15 protein-coding genes and 1 other RNA gene are annotated in these 15642 nt (G+C 53.5%); 2 read left to right on the forward strand and 14 right to left on the reverse strand.

The features are described 5' to 3' along the window. Window positions 1-6 precede the first annotated feature (6 nt). The 14 genes from FYJ64_RS07550 to murI all read right to left on the reverse strand — a co-directional run bounded on the left by FYJ64_RS07550 (window position 7) and on the right by murI (window position 12978). Window positions 7-1455: an MATE family efflux transporter gene (locus FYJ64_RS07550; protein WP_321074328.1), complete on the reverse strand. Its 1449-nt coding sequence runs from the start codon at window positions 1453-1455 to the stop codon at window positions 7-9. Between the two features lie 102 nt (window positions 1456-1557). Next, window positions 1558-1899, reverse strand: an RNA gene (rnpB, locus tag FYJ64_RS07555) — RNase P RNA component class A. A 16-nt stretch (window positions 1900-1915) separates the two neighbouring features. After that, on the reverse strand, window positions 1916-2683 hold the full coding sequence (locus tag FYJ64_RS07560; RefSeq protein WP_154574568.1) for a Nif3-like dinuclear metal center hexameric protein: 768 nt from the start codon (window positions 2681-2683) through the stop codon (window positions 1916-1918). Window position 2684: 1 nt separating this feature from the next. After that, on the reverse strand, window positions 2685-3392 hold the full coding sequence (locus tag FYJ64_RS07565; protein ID WP_154574569.1) for a tRNA (adenine(22)-N(1))-methyltransferase: 708 nt from the start codon (window positions 3390-3392) through the stop codon (window positions 2685-2687). Window positions 3393-3411: 19 nt separating this feature from the next. Beyond that, the gene (gene rpoD, locus FYJ64_RS07570) at window positions 3412-4686 is read right to left on the reverse strand and encodes an RNA polymerase sigma factor RpoD (protein ID WP_154574570.1); all 1275 of its coding nucleotides are present in this window, start codon (window positions 4684-4686) and stop codon (window positions 3412-3414) included. A gap of 56 nt (window positions 4687-4742) precedes the next feature. Then, window positions 4743-6509: a DNA primase gene (gene dnaG / locus FYJ64_RS07575; RefSeq protein WP_154574571.1), complete on the reverse strand. Its 1767-nt coding sequence runs from the start codon at window positions 6507-6509 to the stop codon at window positions 4743-4745. Window positions 6510-6653: 144 nt separating this feature from the next. Continuing rightward, window positions 6654-7676: a deoxyguanosinetriphosphate triphosphohydrolase gene (locus tag FYJ64_RS07580; RefSeq protein ID WP_154574572.1), complete on the reverse strand. Its 1023-nt coding sequence runs from the start codon at window positions 7674-7676 to the stop codon at window positions 6654-6656. Window positions 7677-7678: 2 nt separating this feature from the next. Then, a complete protein-coding gene (dut, locus tag FYJ64_RS07585) occupies window positions 7679-8107 on the reverse strand; it encodes a dUTP diphosphatase (protein ID WP_154574573.1) in 429 nt (142 codons plus the stop codon). Then, entirely contained in the window at window positions 8107-9360 is a 1254-nt protein-coding gene (locus tag FYJ64_RS07590; protein WP_206045591.1) for a M16 family metallopeptidase, read from the reverse strand. Before FYJ64_RS07590 ends, dut begins: the two co-directional genes overlap by 1 nt. Then, window positions 9335-9544 carry a hypothetical protein gene (locus FYJ64_RS07595; protein ID WP_154574575.1) on the reverse strand — a complete coding sequence of 70 codons (210 nt, stop codon included), beginning with the start codon at window positions 9542-9544 and terminating at the stop codon, window positions 9335-9337. The genes FYJ64_RS07590 and FYJ64_RS07595 overlap by 26 nt, the downstream gene beginning before the upstream one ends. Further along, window positions 9541-10503, reverse strand: a complete 963-nt coding sequence (locus FYJ64_RS07600; RefSeq protein ID WP_154574576.1) for an MBL fold metallo-hydrolase — start codon at window positions 10501-10503, stop codon at window positions 9541-9543. Before FYJ64_RS07600 ends, FYJ64_RS07595 begins: the two co-directional genes overlap by 4 nt. Further along, entirely contained in the window at window positions 10487-11584 is a 1098-nt protein-coding gene (locus tag FYJ64_RS07605; RefSeq protein ID WP_154574577.1) for a YkvI family membrane protein, read from the reverse strand. Before FYJ64_RS07605 ends, FYJ64_RS07600 begins: the two co-directional genes overlap by 17 nt. A 14-nt stretch (window positions 11585-11598) precedes the next feature. Continuing rightward, the gene (locus FYJ64_RS07610; protein WP_154574578.1) at window positions 11599-12150 is read right to left on the reverse strand and encodes a hypothetical protein; all 552 of its coding nucleotides are present in this window, start codon (window positions 12148-12150) and stop codon (window positions 11599-11601) included. A 12-nt stretch (window positions 12151-12162) separates the two neighbouring features. Continuing rightward, on the reverse strand, window positions 12163-12978 hold the full coding sequence (gene murI / locus FYJ64_RS07615) for a glutamate racemase (protein ID WP_154574579.1): 816 nt from the start codon (window positions 12976-12978) through the stop codon (window positions 12163-12165). Between the two features lie 58 nt (window positions 12979-13036). On the opposite strand from murI, the gene pepF reads away from it, so the two are divergent. Next, the gene (gene pepF, locus FYJ64_RS07620) at window positions 13037-14845 is read left to right on the forward strand and encodes an oligoendopeptidase F (RefSeq protein ID WP_154574580.1); all 1809 of its coding nucleotides are present in this window, start codon (window positions 13037-13039) and stop codon (window positions 14843-14845) included. Continuing rightward, on the forward strand, window positions 14842-15642 hold the full coding sequence (locus tag FYJ64_RS07625; RefSeq protein WP_154574581.1) for an NAD(+)/NADH kinase: 801 nt from the start codon (window positions 14842-14844) through the stop codon (window positions 15640-15642). The genes pepF and FYJ64_RS07625 overlap by 4 nt, the downstream gene beginning before the upstream one ends.

Genomic DNA, 15642 nt, shown 5'->3' on the forward strand with positions numbered 1-15642 from the left:
TCCGCCCTACAGATCCCGAATCTCTTTTTTGTACAGATGCGCAATCATTATTGCGGAATACGTCGTCCCGATGATCTCCGCAAGCGGGAAAGACGCCCAGGAGGCAGTCAGACCCACATAGTGGAACAAAAGATAAGCCAGCGGCAGTATGCCCAAAAGCTGACGAAGCAGCGACGCAAACAGGCTGTACACGCCGTGTCCTGTACTCTGGAACAGTGTGGAACAAATGATGCCGAAGGCGGCCGGAATGAAGCACAGACTGATGATACGAAGCGCTGGTATGCCGATTTCCATCATATTCGCATCCGCACTGAAGAGTTTCAGAAGGAGCCCCGGCGCTACGTGAAACGCAACCACACCGCAGCTCATGATCACCAGCGCAGTAATCAGCGCGCATTTATATGTTTTCATCAGTCGTTCACGGTTTCTTGCTCCGTAATTGTACCCCATTATAGGCATGGCGCCCTGATTCAGACCGAACACCGGCATGAAGACAAAGGACTGCAGCTTGAAATAAACACCGAGCACCGCCACCGCTGTCGCATTCACTGCCAGAATCGCGTTATAACCCAGCAACATAAAGGATCCAATCGCCTGCATCACCATGCCCGGCAATCCGACCGCATAAATATCTTTCACTACCCTCCAGTCTATTTTGAAGCCGCGGAGACGAACCTCCACTGCGTGCTCCCGGTGACGGATGATCCATATCGCCACAGCCATGGACACACCCTGGCCAATCACTGTGGCCAGTGCGGCACCCGCCACCTCAAGCCGGGGCATACCCAGCAGTCCGAAAATCAGAATCGGGTCCAGCACAATATTTGTCACTGCACCGCTGAGACTGATGATCATCGGTGCGATCATATTTCCCGTGGCCTGCAGCACCTTCTCCAGCTGAATCTCCACCATGCTGAAAAGACACAGCGTCGTGACGATGCGGAGATATGCCACTCCGTAAGAAAAAATCTCAGGATCATCCGAATACGCACTCATAAAAGGCTCAGCAATCAAAAGGCCGATTACCGCAAACGCAACGAAATTGAACACGCCGATCCGGATACTGGTGCTTGCCGCCTTGTCGGCTTCCTCGAACCGTTTGGCCCCCAGCCTTCTGGCAATCAGCGAATTGACTCCCACCGCACTGCCCACTGCGACTGAAATCATCAGCATCTGCAGCGGCATAATCAGCGATACGGCCGTCAGAGCTTTCTCGCTGAGCATCGCGACAAAGACACTGTCTACAATGTTGTAAAGCGCCGCTATAGTCATAGACAGCATCGCCGGCCACGCCATGGATGCGAGCAGCCTCCCCACCGGTGCCGACCCCATCTTGTTCGCGTCGCTGTCGATTCTCATTTCTCCGGTTTCCGTCCCGACATCAGTCAGTACTTCGTCAGCTTCTCTTTCGCTGTCAATCGTTTCCGGTTTTTCGCCCTTATGCTTATTTTTCACTTTCTTCCTTTCTGTTTCTGTTCCGATAATCTTGATTCCCTTTTTTCCTCTAATCTAATCACCTGTTCTGTAATCACATCAGTAACAGTTTTTTACTAATAAAAAATGGGCAGGTCTGTAAGCCGGGTTCTGTATTCGACAATCATCTATCTAAGGCGCGACATCTCTGCGCGCTCATGCGGTCCACCTTTCGGGCGGTGACGGGCCGCCACCATACTGCCCTCCGACCTTGCTCCGGATGGGGTTTACACGGCCGCCATGTCTCCATGACGCCGGTGAGCTCTTACCTCACCATTTCAACCTTACCACGGCATAACCCGTTTCGGCGGTGTGTTTCTGTTGCACTTTCCCTATAGTTACCTACGCCGGACGTTATCACGGCATCCCTGCCCTGCGGAGCCCGGACTTTCCTCATGCTGTGCACGCGATTGTCTGGCCTGCCCATTGAATGCTTATTTTATCATACAAACGGATTGATATCAATCTTCGTTTTCAGGATCTCACAATTTGTTTTGCGGCTCAGGATTTCCGCCATGTTATCGACAAAGATTTTTTCCGTTCCGTAATGGCCTGCGTCCAGGACACAGAGATCCATAGCTTTGGCGTTCTGCGCATCATGATATTTCAGGTCTCCGGTGATGTACAGGTCGCAGCCTTCATCGACAGCCTCCCGCATGAATTCCGCGCCGGAGCCGGTACACCATCCCACAGTGCAGATCTTCCGTTTCAGGTCTCCCGTCGCGCTGAAGAACCGGACGCTGACGCCCAGAGCCTCTGCCGCCTGATAAATGAACTCCTGGAAACTGATCTCCATCGGCGTCACGCCCTTGCGGCAGAAACGGTTTCCGCTTTCAAAGGGCTCCACATCATTGAGACCCAGCACCTCACCGAAATGATCGTTGTTTCCTCCCTCCATTGTATCGAAAGATGTGTGGCAGGAATATACGGAAATCCCCGCGCGGATCAGACGGTTGATATACTTTCCGGTGATATTGCTGTGGTCAACATTATGCAGGCCGCCGAAAATCAGAGGGTGATGTGTTACGATCATATCCGCATCTCTCTCAATCGCCTCGTCGATCACCGCATCGGTGATTTCCAGCGCGACCAGAATCCGCTCCACATCCTGAAATTCTGTGTTGATCTGTATCCCGCAGTTGTCCCAGTCTTCCTCCAGTTCAACCGGGCAAATTCCTTCCATGATCCGATAAAATTTTTCCTTTATCATTTCAATTCATCTCCCTTAACAAATCCCCGATCCGGCGCAGCCGCCGAACCGCCTTTTGTTCCTGTATACGATGCTCTCCGCCTCCTGCTGAAACCGCGTCCAGAATCCTCTGCTGCCGCTCCCGCTCTGCCTCGAGGTATTCCCGGCTGTACGGGTTCCGGTCCCTCAGCATTGAATCAGGATAATCCCACAGCTCCGGAGCGTCTTCATAACGGTCGTGACGGTCGGCGGTCTCTCCCGGCCGTACAGTCATAATCACCGGCAGAAACCGGCCTTCCCTTACGATATGCTCCCGAATCCTTTCGTATCCGTTTTCCGCCAGCCAGAAGCGAAGCCGTCCGAGGTTGTTCCTGGGCTGCAGGATATATGTGCCGAAGGATCGGCTCAATTGGGGATCCGCGCCCAGAATTTCTGTAATCAGGATGCCACCCATCCCTGCAATGACTATATTGTCCACCTCGCCCGGCCGCAGCACGGACAGGCCGTCGCCGATCCGCAGATCAAACTCCTCTTCCGGGCCGTAGATGCGGCAGTCCCGCATCGCCTTGTTCAGCGACCCGCGGCTGACGTCTGTCAGAATCACCTTGGGACATCTTCCGCTCTGCTTTAGATAAATAGGCAAAAAACCATGGTCTGTGCCGATGTCGGCCATGGTTTCTCCCGTTCTGATTTCATCGGCGATCGTCTGTAATCTTTCGCTGAGTTTCATTTCTGCTCCATGCGTATCTCTATTCCAGATAATCTTTCAGTTTCTTGCTCCTGCTGGGATGGCGCAGTTTCCGGAGAGCCTTCGCCTCAATCTGGCGGATCCGTTCCCTTGTAACGTCGAATTCCTTGCCGACCTCTTCCAGTGTCCGGGAGCGGCCGTCCTCCAGCCCGAACCTGAGTTTCAGCACCTTCTGCTCCCGTTCTGTCAACGTATCCAGCACCTCCACCAGCTGCTCCTTCAGCATGGAAAAGGCCGCCGCCTCTGCCGGGGCGGGCACATCGTCGTCCGGAATAAAGTCGCCCAGATGGCTGTCTTCCTCCTCGCCTATAGGCGTTTCCAGCGAAACCGGCTCCTGGGCAATCTTCTGAATCTCCCGAACCTTTTCGACTGAAATCCCCATTTCCTTTGAGATCTCTTCCGGCGTCGGCTCTCTCCCATAGGTCTGAAGCAGCTGACGGGAAACCCGGATCAGCTTGTTGATCGTCTCCACCATATGCACCGGGATCCGGATCGTTCTCGCCTGATCTGCAATGGAACGGGTGATCGCCTGGCGGATCCACCAGGTCGCATAAGTCGAGAATTTATAACCCTTCCGGTAATCGAATTTATCGACCGCCTTGATCAGTCCGAGGTTGCCCTCCTGAATCAGGTCAAGGAACAGCATCCCCCGGCCGACATAACGTTTCGCGATACTGACGACAAGTCTGAGATTCGCCTCGCAGAGACGCTGTTTGGCTCTTTCATCGCCCATCTCCATCCGCTTCGCAAGGTCGATCTCCTCCTCTGCCGTCAGAAGAGGAACCTTACCGATCTCCTTCAGATACATACGAACCGGATCGTCAACGGCAATTCCCTTGGGAACCGTTGCGTCCACATCGATTTCGCCGGATTTTGTCAGCACCACGCCGTCATCGTCGGGCTCGTCATCGTCGTCGCCGTCCAGGATCATAGCAAAGTCCTCCGGCGCGGATTCCGTTGTAATCTCTACGTCCCGGGACAGAAGTTCCTCGTAGATTTCGTCGATAGCGTTCTTGTCCAGATCATACTTGTCCAGATAATCGGCCATGTCAGAATACGTCAGAATCTGTTTCTTCTCCCCGGCTCGGGCAAGAAGTCTCTTGACCAGTTCGGCCTTCAGTTCGTCTGGCTTGAGTCCCGCCAGTTCATCTGCCGCCGGAGCGTTACCGGCTCCCTGACCGTTCTCCGCCGGCTTTGCCTTTTTGTGGTCTGCCCCCTTCTTCGCCGCAGGCTTCTTTTTTGTCACAGTTGTTTTTTTCTTTGTTTCGTTTGCCATCCGTTTCTCCTCTGTTTCTATGTGAATGCGTTTCGCCTGATTATCTGTTTATCTTATCATCTGAGATTTTTCCGTTCTCTCTGTATTCGCATCAGTTCGTCGGTCATCTGCCGAATCTGTTCCTGGCTGCCGCCCTCGTCCGCCATGGAGAGCATCGTCAGAATCTCCTGCTCCCGCTTTGCCAGTTTCTCGCTTCTTGCTGTCTTCAGACATTCCTCGTACACCTTCTCATGCTCCGGGTCCAGCATGATCTCCTCCATCAGCTGCTGCAGCGCCCGGCTCTCCGGTTCAGGCAGTCCCTCAATCAGCTGTACGGTATCCGTAACAGCGTCCGGATGCCGCTCCTTCTCCCGCAGAGCATGCTCAAGGATATCCTGCGCGGGAAGCGAAAGTTCTACATCTTTTTCCTCAGCAAGCCGCGGAAGATAGTCGTCATCGGTCAGAACCAGCTTCAGAAGCGTCTTTTCAAGCGGGGAAATTTCCTCACGCGCTTCAGGTGCATTTTCCTCCCGGCGCATCTGCCTTCTGGTCTCCGATGTCTGCGGCGATCTTCTGCCGTCGCGAAGCGCAAGTTCCCGATCGATGGCTGACTCCGCGACACCCAGGTCTCCGGCCATCTTTTTTTTATAAATTTCCTGCTCCAGAGGACTCATTGCGGCGATGATTTCCACCGCCTTTTTCATATAATCGAGGCGGCCCTCGTCGCTGCTCAGATCATACCCCAGCTTCGCGGATTCCAGCTTGTATTCTCCGTAGGACAAAGCATTTCCGACCAGTTCCAGAAAGGCATCCCGGCCGTTCTTCTTCACATACTCGTCCGGATCCTTTCCGTCTGTAACGTGAAGCACCTTCACCTTGCTACCCTCCTTCCGGAGGATCTCAATTCCGCGCAGAGCAGCGGCCCGTCCGGCCCGGTCGGCGTCATAACTCAGCACGACTTCCTTTGTATATCGATGAATCAGTCTGGCCTGATTCTCTGTAAGCGCCGTCCCAAGTGACGCCGCGACATTGTGTACTCCGCTCTGATAGAGGGCGATGACGTCCATATACCCTTCCACAAGGATCAGAAAGCCCTCGTCCCCCGCCGCCTTCCGGGATATGTTCAAGCCGTACAGATTGTTCTTTTTCTGGAAAATTCTGCTCTCCGGCGAATTCAGATATTTAGGATTGTCCTCCGGGCTGACGGCTCTTCCTCCGAATCCGATCACCTTCCCGCTCGTGTTGATAATCGGAAACATGACGCGATTGCGGAATCTGTCATAACATTTACCCTTACTGGTGGAAACCAAACCCAGCTCCTGAAGTTTTTTCACCTCTACACCCTGAGACACCATGAACCGGTACAGGCTGTCCCACTCTCCATCTGCATAGCCGATTCCGAACTTCTTCAGAGTTGCCGGAGCGATTCCCCGTCCTTCCATGTAGCTGTACCCCCGGTTCGCCTTCTTTGTGAACGCGTCGTAGAAGAACTGCGCCGCCATGCGGTTGATTTCATAATATTCTCCGCGGTGATCATCGTAGTTTCGCGTCTCCATCGTCACGCCGTAATCCCGGGCCAGCTTCTCCACGGCTTCTACAAAATCCATGTTATAGTACCGCTTTACGAACTCGATCACGTCACCCTTTGCGCCGCAGCCGAAGCAGGTAAAATACTGCCTCGATTCCGACACCATAAAAGAGGGCGTCTTCTCGCCGTGGAACGGACAGAGCCCTTTATAGTTGGAACCCGCCCGTTTCAGCGGAACGACCTGCCCGATCACATCAACTATATCGACCCGGCTCTTCAGATTTTCAATTGACCCTGCAGAAAATGAAACACTCATACTGTATTATTCCGTAAAATGTTCCGTTTTCCTCTAAAACGACTATTTTTTATCTCTTTTTTTTACCGCGTATGTTACATTTTTCAGATAACAAAAAAAGCCGGCGGGAATTCCGGCTCTTTCTTCCGCACTCCCGCGCGGCGTTCATTTTCGATATCCGTAGGTCATGTCCGGTACGAAAATGTCCGTGTACAGGCTCACCGCGTACCGGTCTGTCATCCCCGCCACATAATCCTTCACGGCGATTTCCGTTCCTTCATCCTTTCCCAGCTCCCGGAGATCGTCCGGCATCTTTTCAGGATGCGACAGAAAATAGTTATACAGGGAAGTCAGGACGACCTCCACCTTGGCAAGGTCTTCCTCTTTCTTCACCGATCTGCTTTTATAGACGTTTTTAAACATGAAATCACGCAGAACATTCAGCTGCTCTGCATGTTCCTCGTCCATGGCGATCTCGTTTTTTCCGTCGCTGTTCATGACCACGTTTTCAATCATGTTGGCAATCCGGTCGCCGTGCCGTTCTCCGAACAGCTCGATAGGGCCGGACGGAAGATCTTTCTGCCGGATCACACCGCTGCGGATGGCGTCATCGATGTCGTGGTTGATATAGGCGATTCTGTCGCTGATTCCGACGATCTGCCCCTCCAGCGTCTTTGCCTTAAGATTCCCGGTATGATTGAGGATACCGTTGCGGACTTCAAAGGTGAGATTCATTCCCCGCTTTCCGTTATGGTATTCCAGCACATCCACTACCCGCAGACTCTGCTCGTTGTGACGGAATCCTCCGGGGCAGATGGCGTTCAGCACGCTCTCACCGTTATGACCGAAGGGGGTATGCCCCAGATCATGCCCAAGTGCGATGGCCTCCGTAAGATCCTCATTCAGATTCAGCGTCCGGGCAATCGTCCGGGCCACCTGTGTCACCTCCAGCGTGTGCGTCAGCCGCGTCCGGTAATGATCCCCCTCCGGAGAGAGAAAAACCTGCGTCTTGTGCATCAGCCTCCGGAACGCCTTGGAATGAATGATACGATCCCTGTCACGCTGAAAACACGTGCGGAACGGACACGGTTCCTCCTCCTCCGCACGTCCCCTGCTCACCGCCGCCTTGCTGGCGAACAGTGACAGTTCCCTTAATTCTTTTTCCTCAAGTTCTTCACGTTTCCGCATACTTATACCCCCGTATGACCGAAACCTCCTCCGCCCCTCCGGGTATCCGAGAGGGCTTCGACCTCTTCAAATTCCACCTGTTCCACCCTGCTGATCACCACCTGGGCAATCCGGTCTCCGTCGTGGATCACGAAATCCCGTTCCCCCCAGTTTATCAGAGGGACGCAGAGCTCGCCGCGGTAGTCACTGTCCACGGTGCCTACCCCGTTGACCAGACCGATACCGTGACGAATCGCCAGTCCCGACCGGGCGCGCACCTGTGCCTCACATCCCTCCGGAATTTCGAGGTAAAGCCCCGTCGGCACCAGCGCCCGTCCGCCTGCAGGGAGAACAAAATCATGTTCGAGCAGCGCGCGGATATCAAAACCCGCCGCGCCGCCTGTTTCATAGGCAGGGATCCTGCCGCTTCTGCTGATTATTTTTATCTTCATCACGCACGTCCCATCATCGACCGCAGATTGACCCTCGTTCCCGAGACAACGACCGCCGAGTACCGGTCGAGATCACAGATCATCTGCTTCAGACGCTCAATATCTTCGACCGTGACTTTGTTATATCCCTCGATTACCTCTTCAGGAACAAAAACCCGTCCGATGAGCATGAAGTTTTTCCCGTTGGCCATCATCCGCGAGGATGTACTCTCCTGACTGAAAACATACCCCGATTTCATCTGTTCTCTGGAGGACTCCAGTTCCTCTCCGGATACCGGCGCATCCTTCAGCGTCTGCAGTTCCTCCCGGATTCCCTCAATAGCGTCGCGGATCTTCTCATGGCTGACGCCGGCGTAAATCTCCATATATCCGTCAGTGCTGAACGTTCCCAGCATGGAACAGACGGAATAGGCGAGGCCCTTCTGTTCCCGGATGTTCTGAAACAGTCTGGAGCTCATGCTGCCGCCGAAGAGGTTGTTCATGATTCTCTCCGCGTACAGATCCTCATCTCCCAGAGGAATTGTACGAACCCCCATACAGAGGTGAGACTGTTGAATATCTTTTTTCAGTGATCGGAGCGAGGGTCTGTATTCTCCCCGCTTCATACGGTTCTCCGGCAATTCCCTTCCCAGCGTCTGAAAGCTGTTCTCAAAGTATTCGCAGAAATCATCCTCGTCAAATTTTCCGGCGACGGAAACAACGATGTTTTCCCTCACATAATGAGTTCTGACGTAGTCCGTGATTACATTGCGAGTAATACGTTTCAGGGATGTCGGTGTTCCCAGAATGGAATTGCCCAGACTGTCGCCCCTGAAAATCTCGTCCATCAGTGTGTCGTGCGCCAGATCATCCGGTGTGTCTCTGGTCATTTTAATTTCCTCGCAGATGACCCTGCGTTCCCGATCCATCTCGGTTTTATCGAAGAGAGAATGCTCCAGCATGTCCACCAGAACATCGGCAGCCTTACGATAATTTTCTGCGACGGATTTCACATAGTAGCAGGTCGCCTCCTTGCCGGTAAATGCGTTCATCTGTCCGCCGATGCGGTCAATATCACCGGCAATCTGCCGCGCGGTTCTCTGTTCTGTGCCCTTGAACATCATGTGTTCTACAAAGTGAGATACGCCCGCGTTTTTATCTGTTTCATTCACCGCACCGGTGTGGACCCAGATGCCGATGGAAACAGACTGCACCGAGGGCATGTGTTCCATGACCACCCGGACTCCGTTATTCAATGTTCTCGTCTTTATCATTCTCATTCCCCCTGTCAGATCGATTGTTCAGCAGCAGAAGAATCAGCAGGATGACCGCGATCACGATCAGACTGACGATCTCCGCTTTCTTTCCAAAATATGTTCCCAGAAGCCCTGTAAATGTCAGGATCAGCAGAAAGGCCGCCAGGACGATGGCAACGAATGCAAATGCGATTTTCTTCATTCCGTCGGTATGCCGTCCTTTCCGTAGGTTTTCAGAATCAGACGGATAGAGATGCCAGTGTTCAGCCGGAACGCCTCCTTCGTCTGATAATATTCTCTTCCCTTGAACCAGTAGATCTGTTCGACCTGTTCAAGTATCTGTTCTTCATTCATACCCTGCTGTGCCAGTCCGCAAACCAGGTTTATTTCGCCCCTCAGTTCCCGGAGATAGACATCAAAATACTTCTGTGTATAGAATTCCGGAACGATGCCGTAATGCGGCACGATAATCCGTTCCGGATGATATTCCTTACATTTCCGCGCCGACTCGATGGAATCTGGAAAGCTTTTCAGCACCGTGGTGCGGACCTCGTCCTGTCCCCGCATGATCCCGGTGCTCTCGGACAGAAACATGATGCTGTCCGGCTGCAGCACATAGGTCAGCGAGCAGTCGGTATGACCTCCGGTTTCCAGCACATCCAGCCACCTACCTCCGATGTCGATGCGGGAGCCGTCTCCGACCGTCCAGTCCACCCGCAGACCGTCGGTGATCACAGGCTCCGAGGAGTCCGAAAAGCTGTCCCTGGCCACCTCCCCCAGGCGCTTCATGGTTCTGCGCGCGCCCTCACTGGCGAACACCGACCGCGCCTTGTCCGCCGCAACCACGACCGCCTCCGGCCATTCCTTCAGCAGGTACGGCAGCGCTCCGATATGATCGTAATGCGTATGCGACAACAAAATAATATCCACTCTGTCCCGTCCCAGTTTCGCAAGTACCCGCCGGATATTCCCGATCAGCGCCTGGTGAGGATACGCCATACCCGTATCGTAAAGCGCCACATACTTTTCTCCGGAGATCAGCAGCGACTCGCCGCCCATTCCCGCCGTAACCCGGTAGATTCCTTCCGGAAAATCAAACCGGTCATATCCGGGAAACGAATAATACAGCTTCAGCTCCTGCGGATCAATCGTATTGTTCATGAACGCCCTTCTTTCTTGTCTTTTTCCCTCCAAGCAATACTTTGAAAAAGTTCACCGTGATCATGAAGATGACCACCAGTCCGAAATACCCTTCAATGGGATACATATATGCGACAAGGTTCCGGAAGCCTACCAATCCCAGCAGATATCCGATCAGAATTGAAATCAGAATAATCCTGCTCCGGTGCGGTCCCTCCGGCAGTTTGGTCGTGAATCCGTAGAACACACTGGTCGCTGCAGAATAGATGGAAACGTACAGAACGCTTCCGTACAAAACATTGATAACCGGCGAAAGCCGGACTGAATATCCCAGCATCGGCAGATCCAGGCTGGCGGAAAATGCCATATCCTTCTGCAGCGCAAACACCAGCACCAGAATCATCATCCCCAGCAGAAGTCCGCCGAACAGAGATCCCCACAAAGCATGCCCCCGGCTTTTGGCGTTCAGCGACGCCGTCGCTCCCATAGGAATCATCCCCATCATATTATATGCGACATAGAGAGGCGCCGCGATCAGCCAGTCAGGCGCCATTCTGCTGGGTTTGAATCCCCCGGTCGCTCCGCTCTGCTTCATATCCGAAAGAATCACGAGGGCGCAGCATATGATGACCACCGCAAACAGCACCGGCACGATATACCGGAACAGCCGGGAGATCCGATCGAAGTCTCCCAGAATCGTTGCCGCCACCAGAATCGCGATGATTCCTCCGCCGATCGCCCGGTGAACGCCGAACTGCTGATACAGAAAGGAGCCCCCCGCCGCCGTCATGGAAATAATCGTAGTAAACAGAAAAACCGCCATAAAATAACCGAACCCCTCGGAAAGGTACCGGTTATCAATAAAGCAGACAATCCTGCCCATATCTCTCGTATTGAGGCGGACCGCCAGATATCCGATCATGTAGGCGATAGCCGCGAAACCCGCGGCCGCGATTACCACGCCGTAAAAGGCTTTGTCCCCGAAAATCCCGAAGAACTGCCAGGTTTCCCTGCCCGATGCGAAACCCGCGCCCATAATGACGCCCACATACATCGCCGCCACGCTGACAAAGTTCAGTTTCTTCTCTGTAGTTCCTGACACGCCTGCGCGACCTCCTACTGCTCCAGCTCCGCGAGATCCGCGAAGCTCATGACAAAATCTCCAAGTTCATAATTCAGCGCGTCAGAAAAATCAAACGTATATTCAGCTCCGCCGAGTTTTTCCTCCTTGCTGAGCGCCAGCGCGTCCCGCACAGGGAGAATGTTCTTTTCTCCCGTGGCGTCGCTGATACATTCCACATTGTCGGTATCGCTGTACCACTGACGGAAACGGCCGATCTCATCGGCAAGCTGCAACAGGGTCTCGTCGGTTTCATCGTCTTCATCGTTGTTGATCAGGGACTGGATCATGCCGAGCATGACTCGTTCAATATTGGTCATCAGCGTGAAGAACTCCACCTCTCCGTCCGGGATCCAGTCTTCGATATGGTCAAAATAATTCTCCACAAGCTCGCCAAACTGTTCCAGATCCAATTCGGACAGCAGCTCATAGATCAGGTCGTCACTGACTTCCTCCGAGGATTCGAAGAGTTCTGCCACATTCTCAAAATACTGAAAATCTCCGCCGGTATCGATGTCCAGCAGATCATAAAATTCTTCTCTGTTCATCTCTGCCTCCAATCAAAGGTCCAGGTTCTTGAAACGGATGTTCAGATCCTCCTGATCTCTGCCCAGAATCAGCTGGATCATATTCACGAAATTCTCGGAAAGGTCGCTTGCGTAGAACACATTTTCTCCCTGTCGCCGATCGGCAAGCATGTCCCGTTTCTCCAGCTCGATGGAGACTGCAGTCGCCGCCTCCTGCGAGGAGCTGACGATGCGCACCCCCGGGTAAATCCGCTGCAGGCGTCCCGCGATCAGCGGATAATGCGTGCAGCCCAGCACCAGAGTGTCGATCTGATGCTCCTCCATAAAATCATCCAGATAATATCGGATCGTCAGATCCATAATCTCATTTTCAATTATCCCCTCTTCAATCAGCGGAACAAAGGCAGGGCAGGCCTTTGCATACAGATGACGCATCTGCGGATTCTTCTCCCGGATCTGCTCCACATAAGCACCGCTGCGCACAGTCGCCCGGGTCGCCAGAATTCCGATATGATCCGAAGGACTGCAGTCCCTCGCAACCACATGGGCGGTAGGCGCAATGACCCCGATCACCGGAATCTCCGGATAGGCCTTCTGAAGCTCCCCTATACAGGTGGAGCTGATGGTGTTACAGGCGATGACCATCATCTTAACACCCTTCCGGGCAAGAAAATCCCCGATCTGCATCGTGAACTGGCGAATGGTTTCATTCGACTTGGAGCCATACGGAGTCCGAGCCGTATCTCCAAAAAAAATAATACGTTCTTCCGGAAGCCTCCTCATGATATACGGTATGCTTGTCAGCCCTCCGATTCCCGAGTCAAAGAAGCCGATCGGTCTGTTATCCATCTGTAATTCCTTTCCGATTTATGATATACTATTGTTTATTATACAACAGGAGGACAAAATGGGAAACAAAAAATTACGAACCCGTGAGGAAATCGCTCCGGAACACAAATGGAATCTGGAGGCCATGTACACCTCTGAAGAGGAGTGGAACCGAGATATCGACGCCGCACTTTCCGGCGCCGGCGGCTATGACCGGTTCCGGGGACATCTGGGAGATTCTCCGGCAACCCTGGCGGACGCGCTGGAGGAAAGCGACCGGATCGGACAGACACTGGAAAAAGCCTTTGTCTACGCGCGGATGAAGCTGGACGAGGACAACCGCGATTCCCGGCAGCAGGCCATGCTGGACAAGGCCATGCAGACTATCTCCCGCGTCTCAGCCGCCCTGAGCTTTGTGACCCCGGAGATCATTTCCATTCCGGAAGACCGTATCCTTCAGTTTATGGATGAGGAACCCCGCCTCAGAGTATATGGCCACCTGCTCCGCAGCACCCTGCGCGAAAAGGAGCACGTCCTCTCCACCGAAGAAGAGAATCTGATGGCACAGCTCGGTGAAGTTCTCGGGTCATCGAACAGCCTCTTCACCATGCTGAACGACGCCGACCTGAAATTCGGCTCAATTCACGATGAAAACGGCGAGGAAACGGAGCTGACCCACGGAAACTATATCAACTTCATGCGCTCCTATAACCGGGATGTCCGGAAAGAAGCCTACACTGCCTGCTATGAGACCTACAGGTCCCTGATCAACACGCTGGCATCCAATTACAGCACTAACGTGAAGACTGACGCCATCGTCAGCCGGATTCGCCGTTACAGCTCCTCCCGGGCCTCCGCCCTGTCCGGCGGAAACATTCCCGAAGCCGTCTATGACAATCTGGTAGAAACGGTCAATGAGGCGCTTCCCGCCCTCCACGACTACATCCGGATCCGCCGGGATCTTCTGGGCGTCGACGAACTGAAAATGTATGATGTCTATGTTCCGCTGATTCAGTTGCCGGAAAAGAACATTTCTTTTGAGGAGGCCGTCCGCATTGCCATGGAAGGTCTTGCCCCGCTGGGCGAAGATTATCTGCGCCAGTTTCAGAAGGGAATTGATGACCGCTGGATCGACCGCTACGAAAACCAGGGAAAGACATCCGGCGCATACAGCTTCGGTTCCTACGACTCTGCACCCTATGTGCTGATGAACTACGACAACCGACTGGAAGACGTATTTACGCTGGTTCACGAGATGGGACATTCCATGAATTCCTTCTATACCCGGCAGACCCAGCCGTATGTCTACGGCGATCACTCTATTTTCACCGCCGAGGTCGCTTCCACCGTAAACGAGTCTCTGCTGATGCGTCACCTGCTGAATACCGCAGAGGACCCGCAGATGCGCGCCTATGTGCTGAACATGTATATCGAAGCTTTCCGCACTACTCTGTTCCGCCAGACCATGTTCGCGGAGTTCGAGCACAGTGCGCACCGTTATGTTGAAGATGGCGGCAGTCTGACACCGGAATGGCTGAACCGGACATATGACGAGCTGAACACGCGGTACTTCGGACCGGCGCTGGAGCACGACGATCTCATCCAGTACGAATGGGCCAGAATCCCCCACTTCTACCGCAGCTACTACGTTTATCAGTACGCCACCGGCTATTCCGCAGCAACAGCGATCTCCGCAATGCTTCTGGAGCAGGGCAAGCCGGCCCGCGATGCCTATCTGCGTTTCCTGGCCTGCGGTACAAATGACGATCCGGTGGAACTTCTGAAAATCGCCGGTGTGGATATGGAAAGCAAGGAACCTGTCGCGATGGCGATGGATACCTTCCGCACACTGGTGGATGACCTGAAAGGACTGACAGAGCAGCGATGAACAAAAAGATTTTCGTATTCTCCAATCAGACGCCTTCCTCCCTCGCGGCGGGAAGGGCTCTGTGCGGAAAGCTGGACAACTCCGGGTACACCGTGACCCGTACATATTCAGAGGATGCGGAGCTCATGGTCTGCATCGGCGGCGACGGGACATTTCTGGAAGCGATTCACAAATATAATTTCCCTACGATTCCGATTATCGGCATCAACACCGGGCATCTGGGATTTTTCCAGGAAATCATGCCGGACCAGCTTGACGATTTCATTTTCAACTATTCCCAGGGTAACTACACGCTGCAGCCCCTCTCCACGGTGCGGCTGCGCATCATCTGCGGTGACCAGACCCATGAGCACATCGGGCTCAATGAGGTCAGCATCAAAGGAATCAACAGTTACAACGTCCACCTGAATCTTTCAATCGGCGGCAGTTTCATCGAACGGTTCAGCGGCGACGGACTGGTGGTGGCCACTCCGGCCGGAAGCACCGCGTATAACTATTCTCTGGGCGGCAGCATAGTGGATCCCCGGCTGAATCTCCTGCAGATCACGCCCATCGCACCGATGAACACCACGGCGTACCGGGCTTTCACCTCCAGCATCCTGCTGCCCTCGGATCTTTCCCTTGGACTGATTCCCGATATGAGCAGCGATACCGCCATCGCTATCTGCAGAGACGGCTACACCACCGAATACAGCGATGTGCGCGAGATGACAGTGGATTACTCTGATATTAAGGTGAACCTGATCCGTTTTGAAGGCTACGATTTCTGGACCAAGGTCAAGAGTAAATTTCTATAG

The organism is Hornefia butyriciproducens (genome assembly GCF_009695915.1).
Lineage (GTDB): Bacteria > Bacillota > Clostridia > Peptostreptococcales > Anaerovoracaceae > Aminicella > Aminicella butyriciproducens.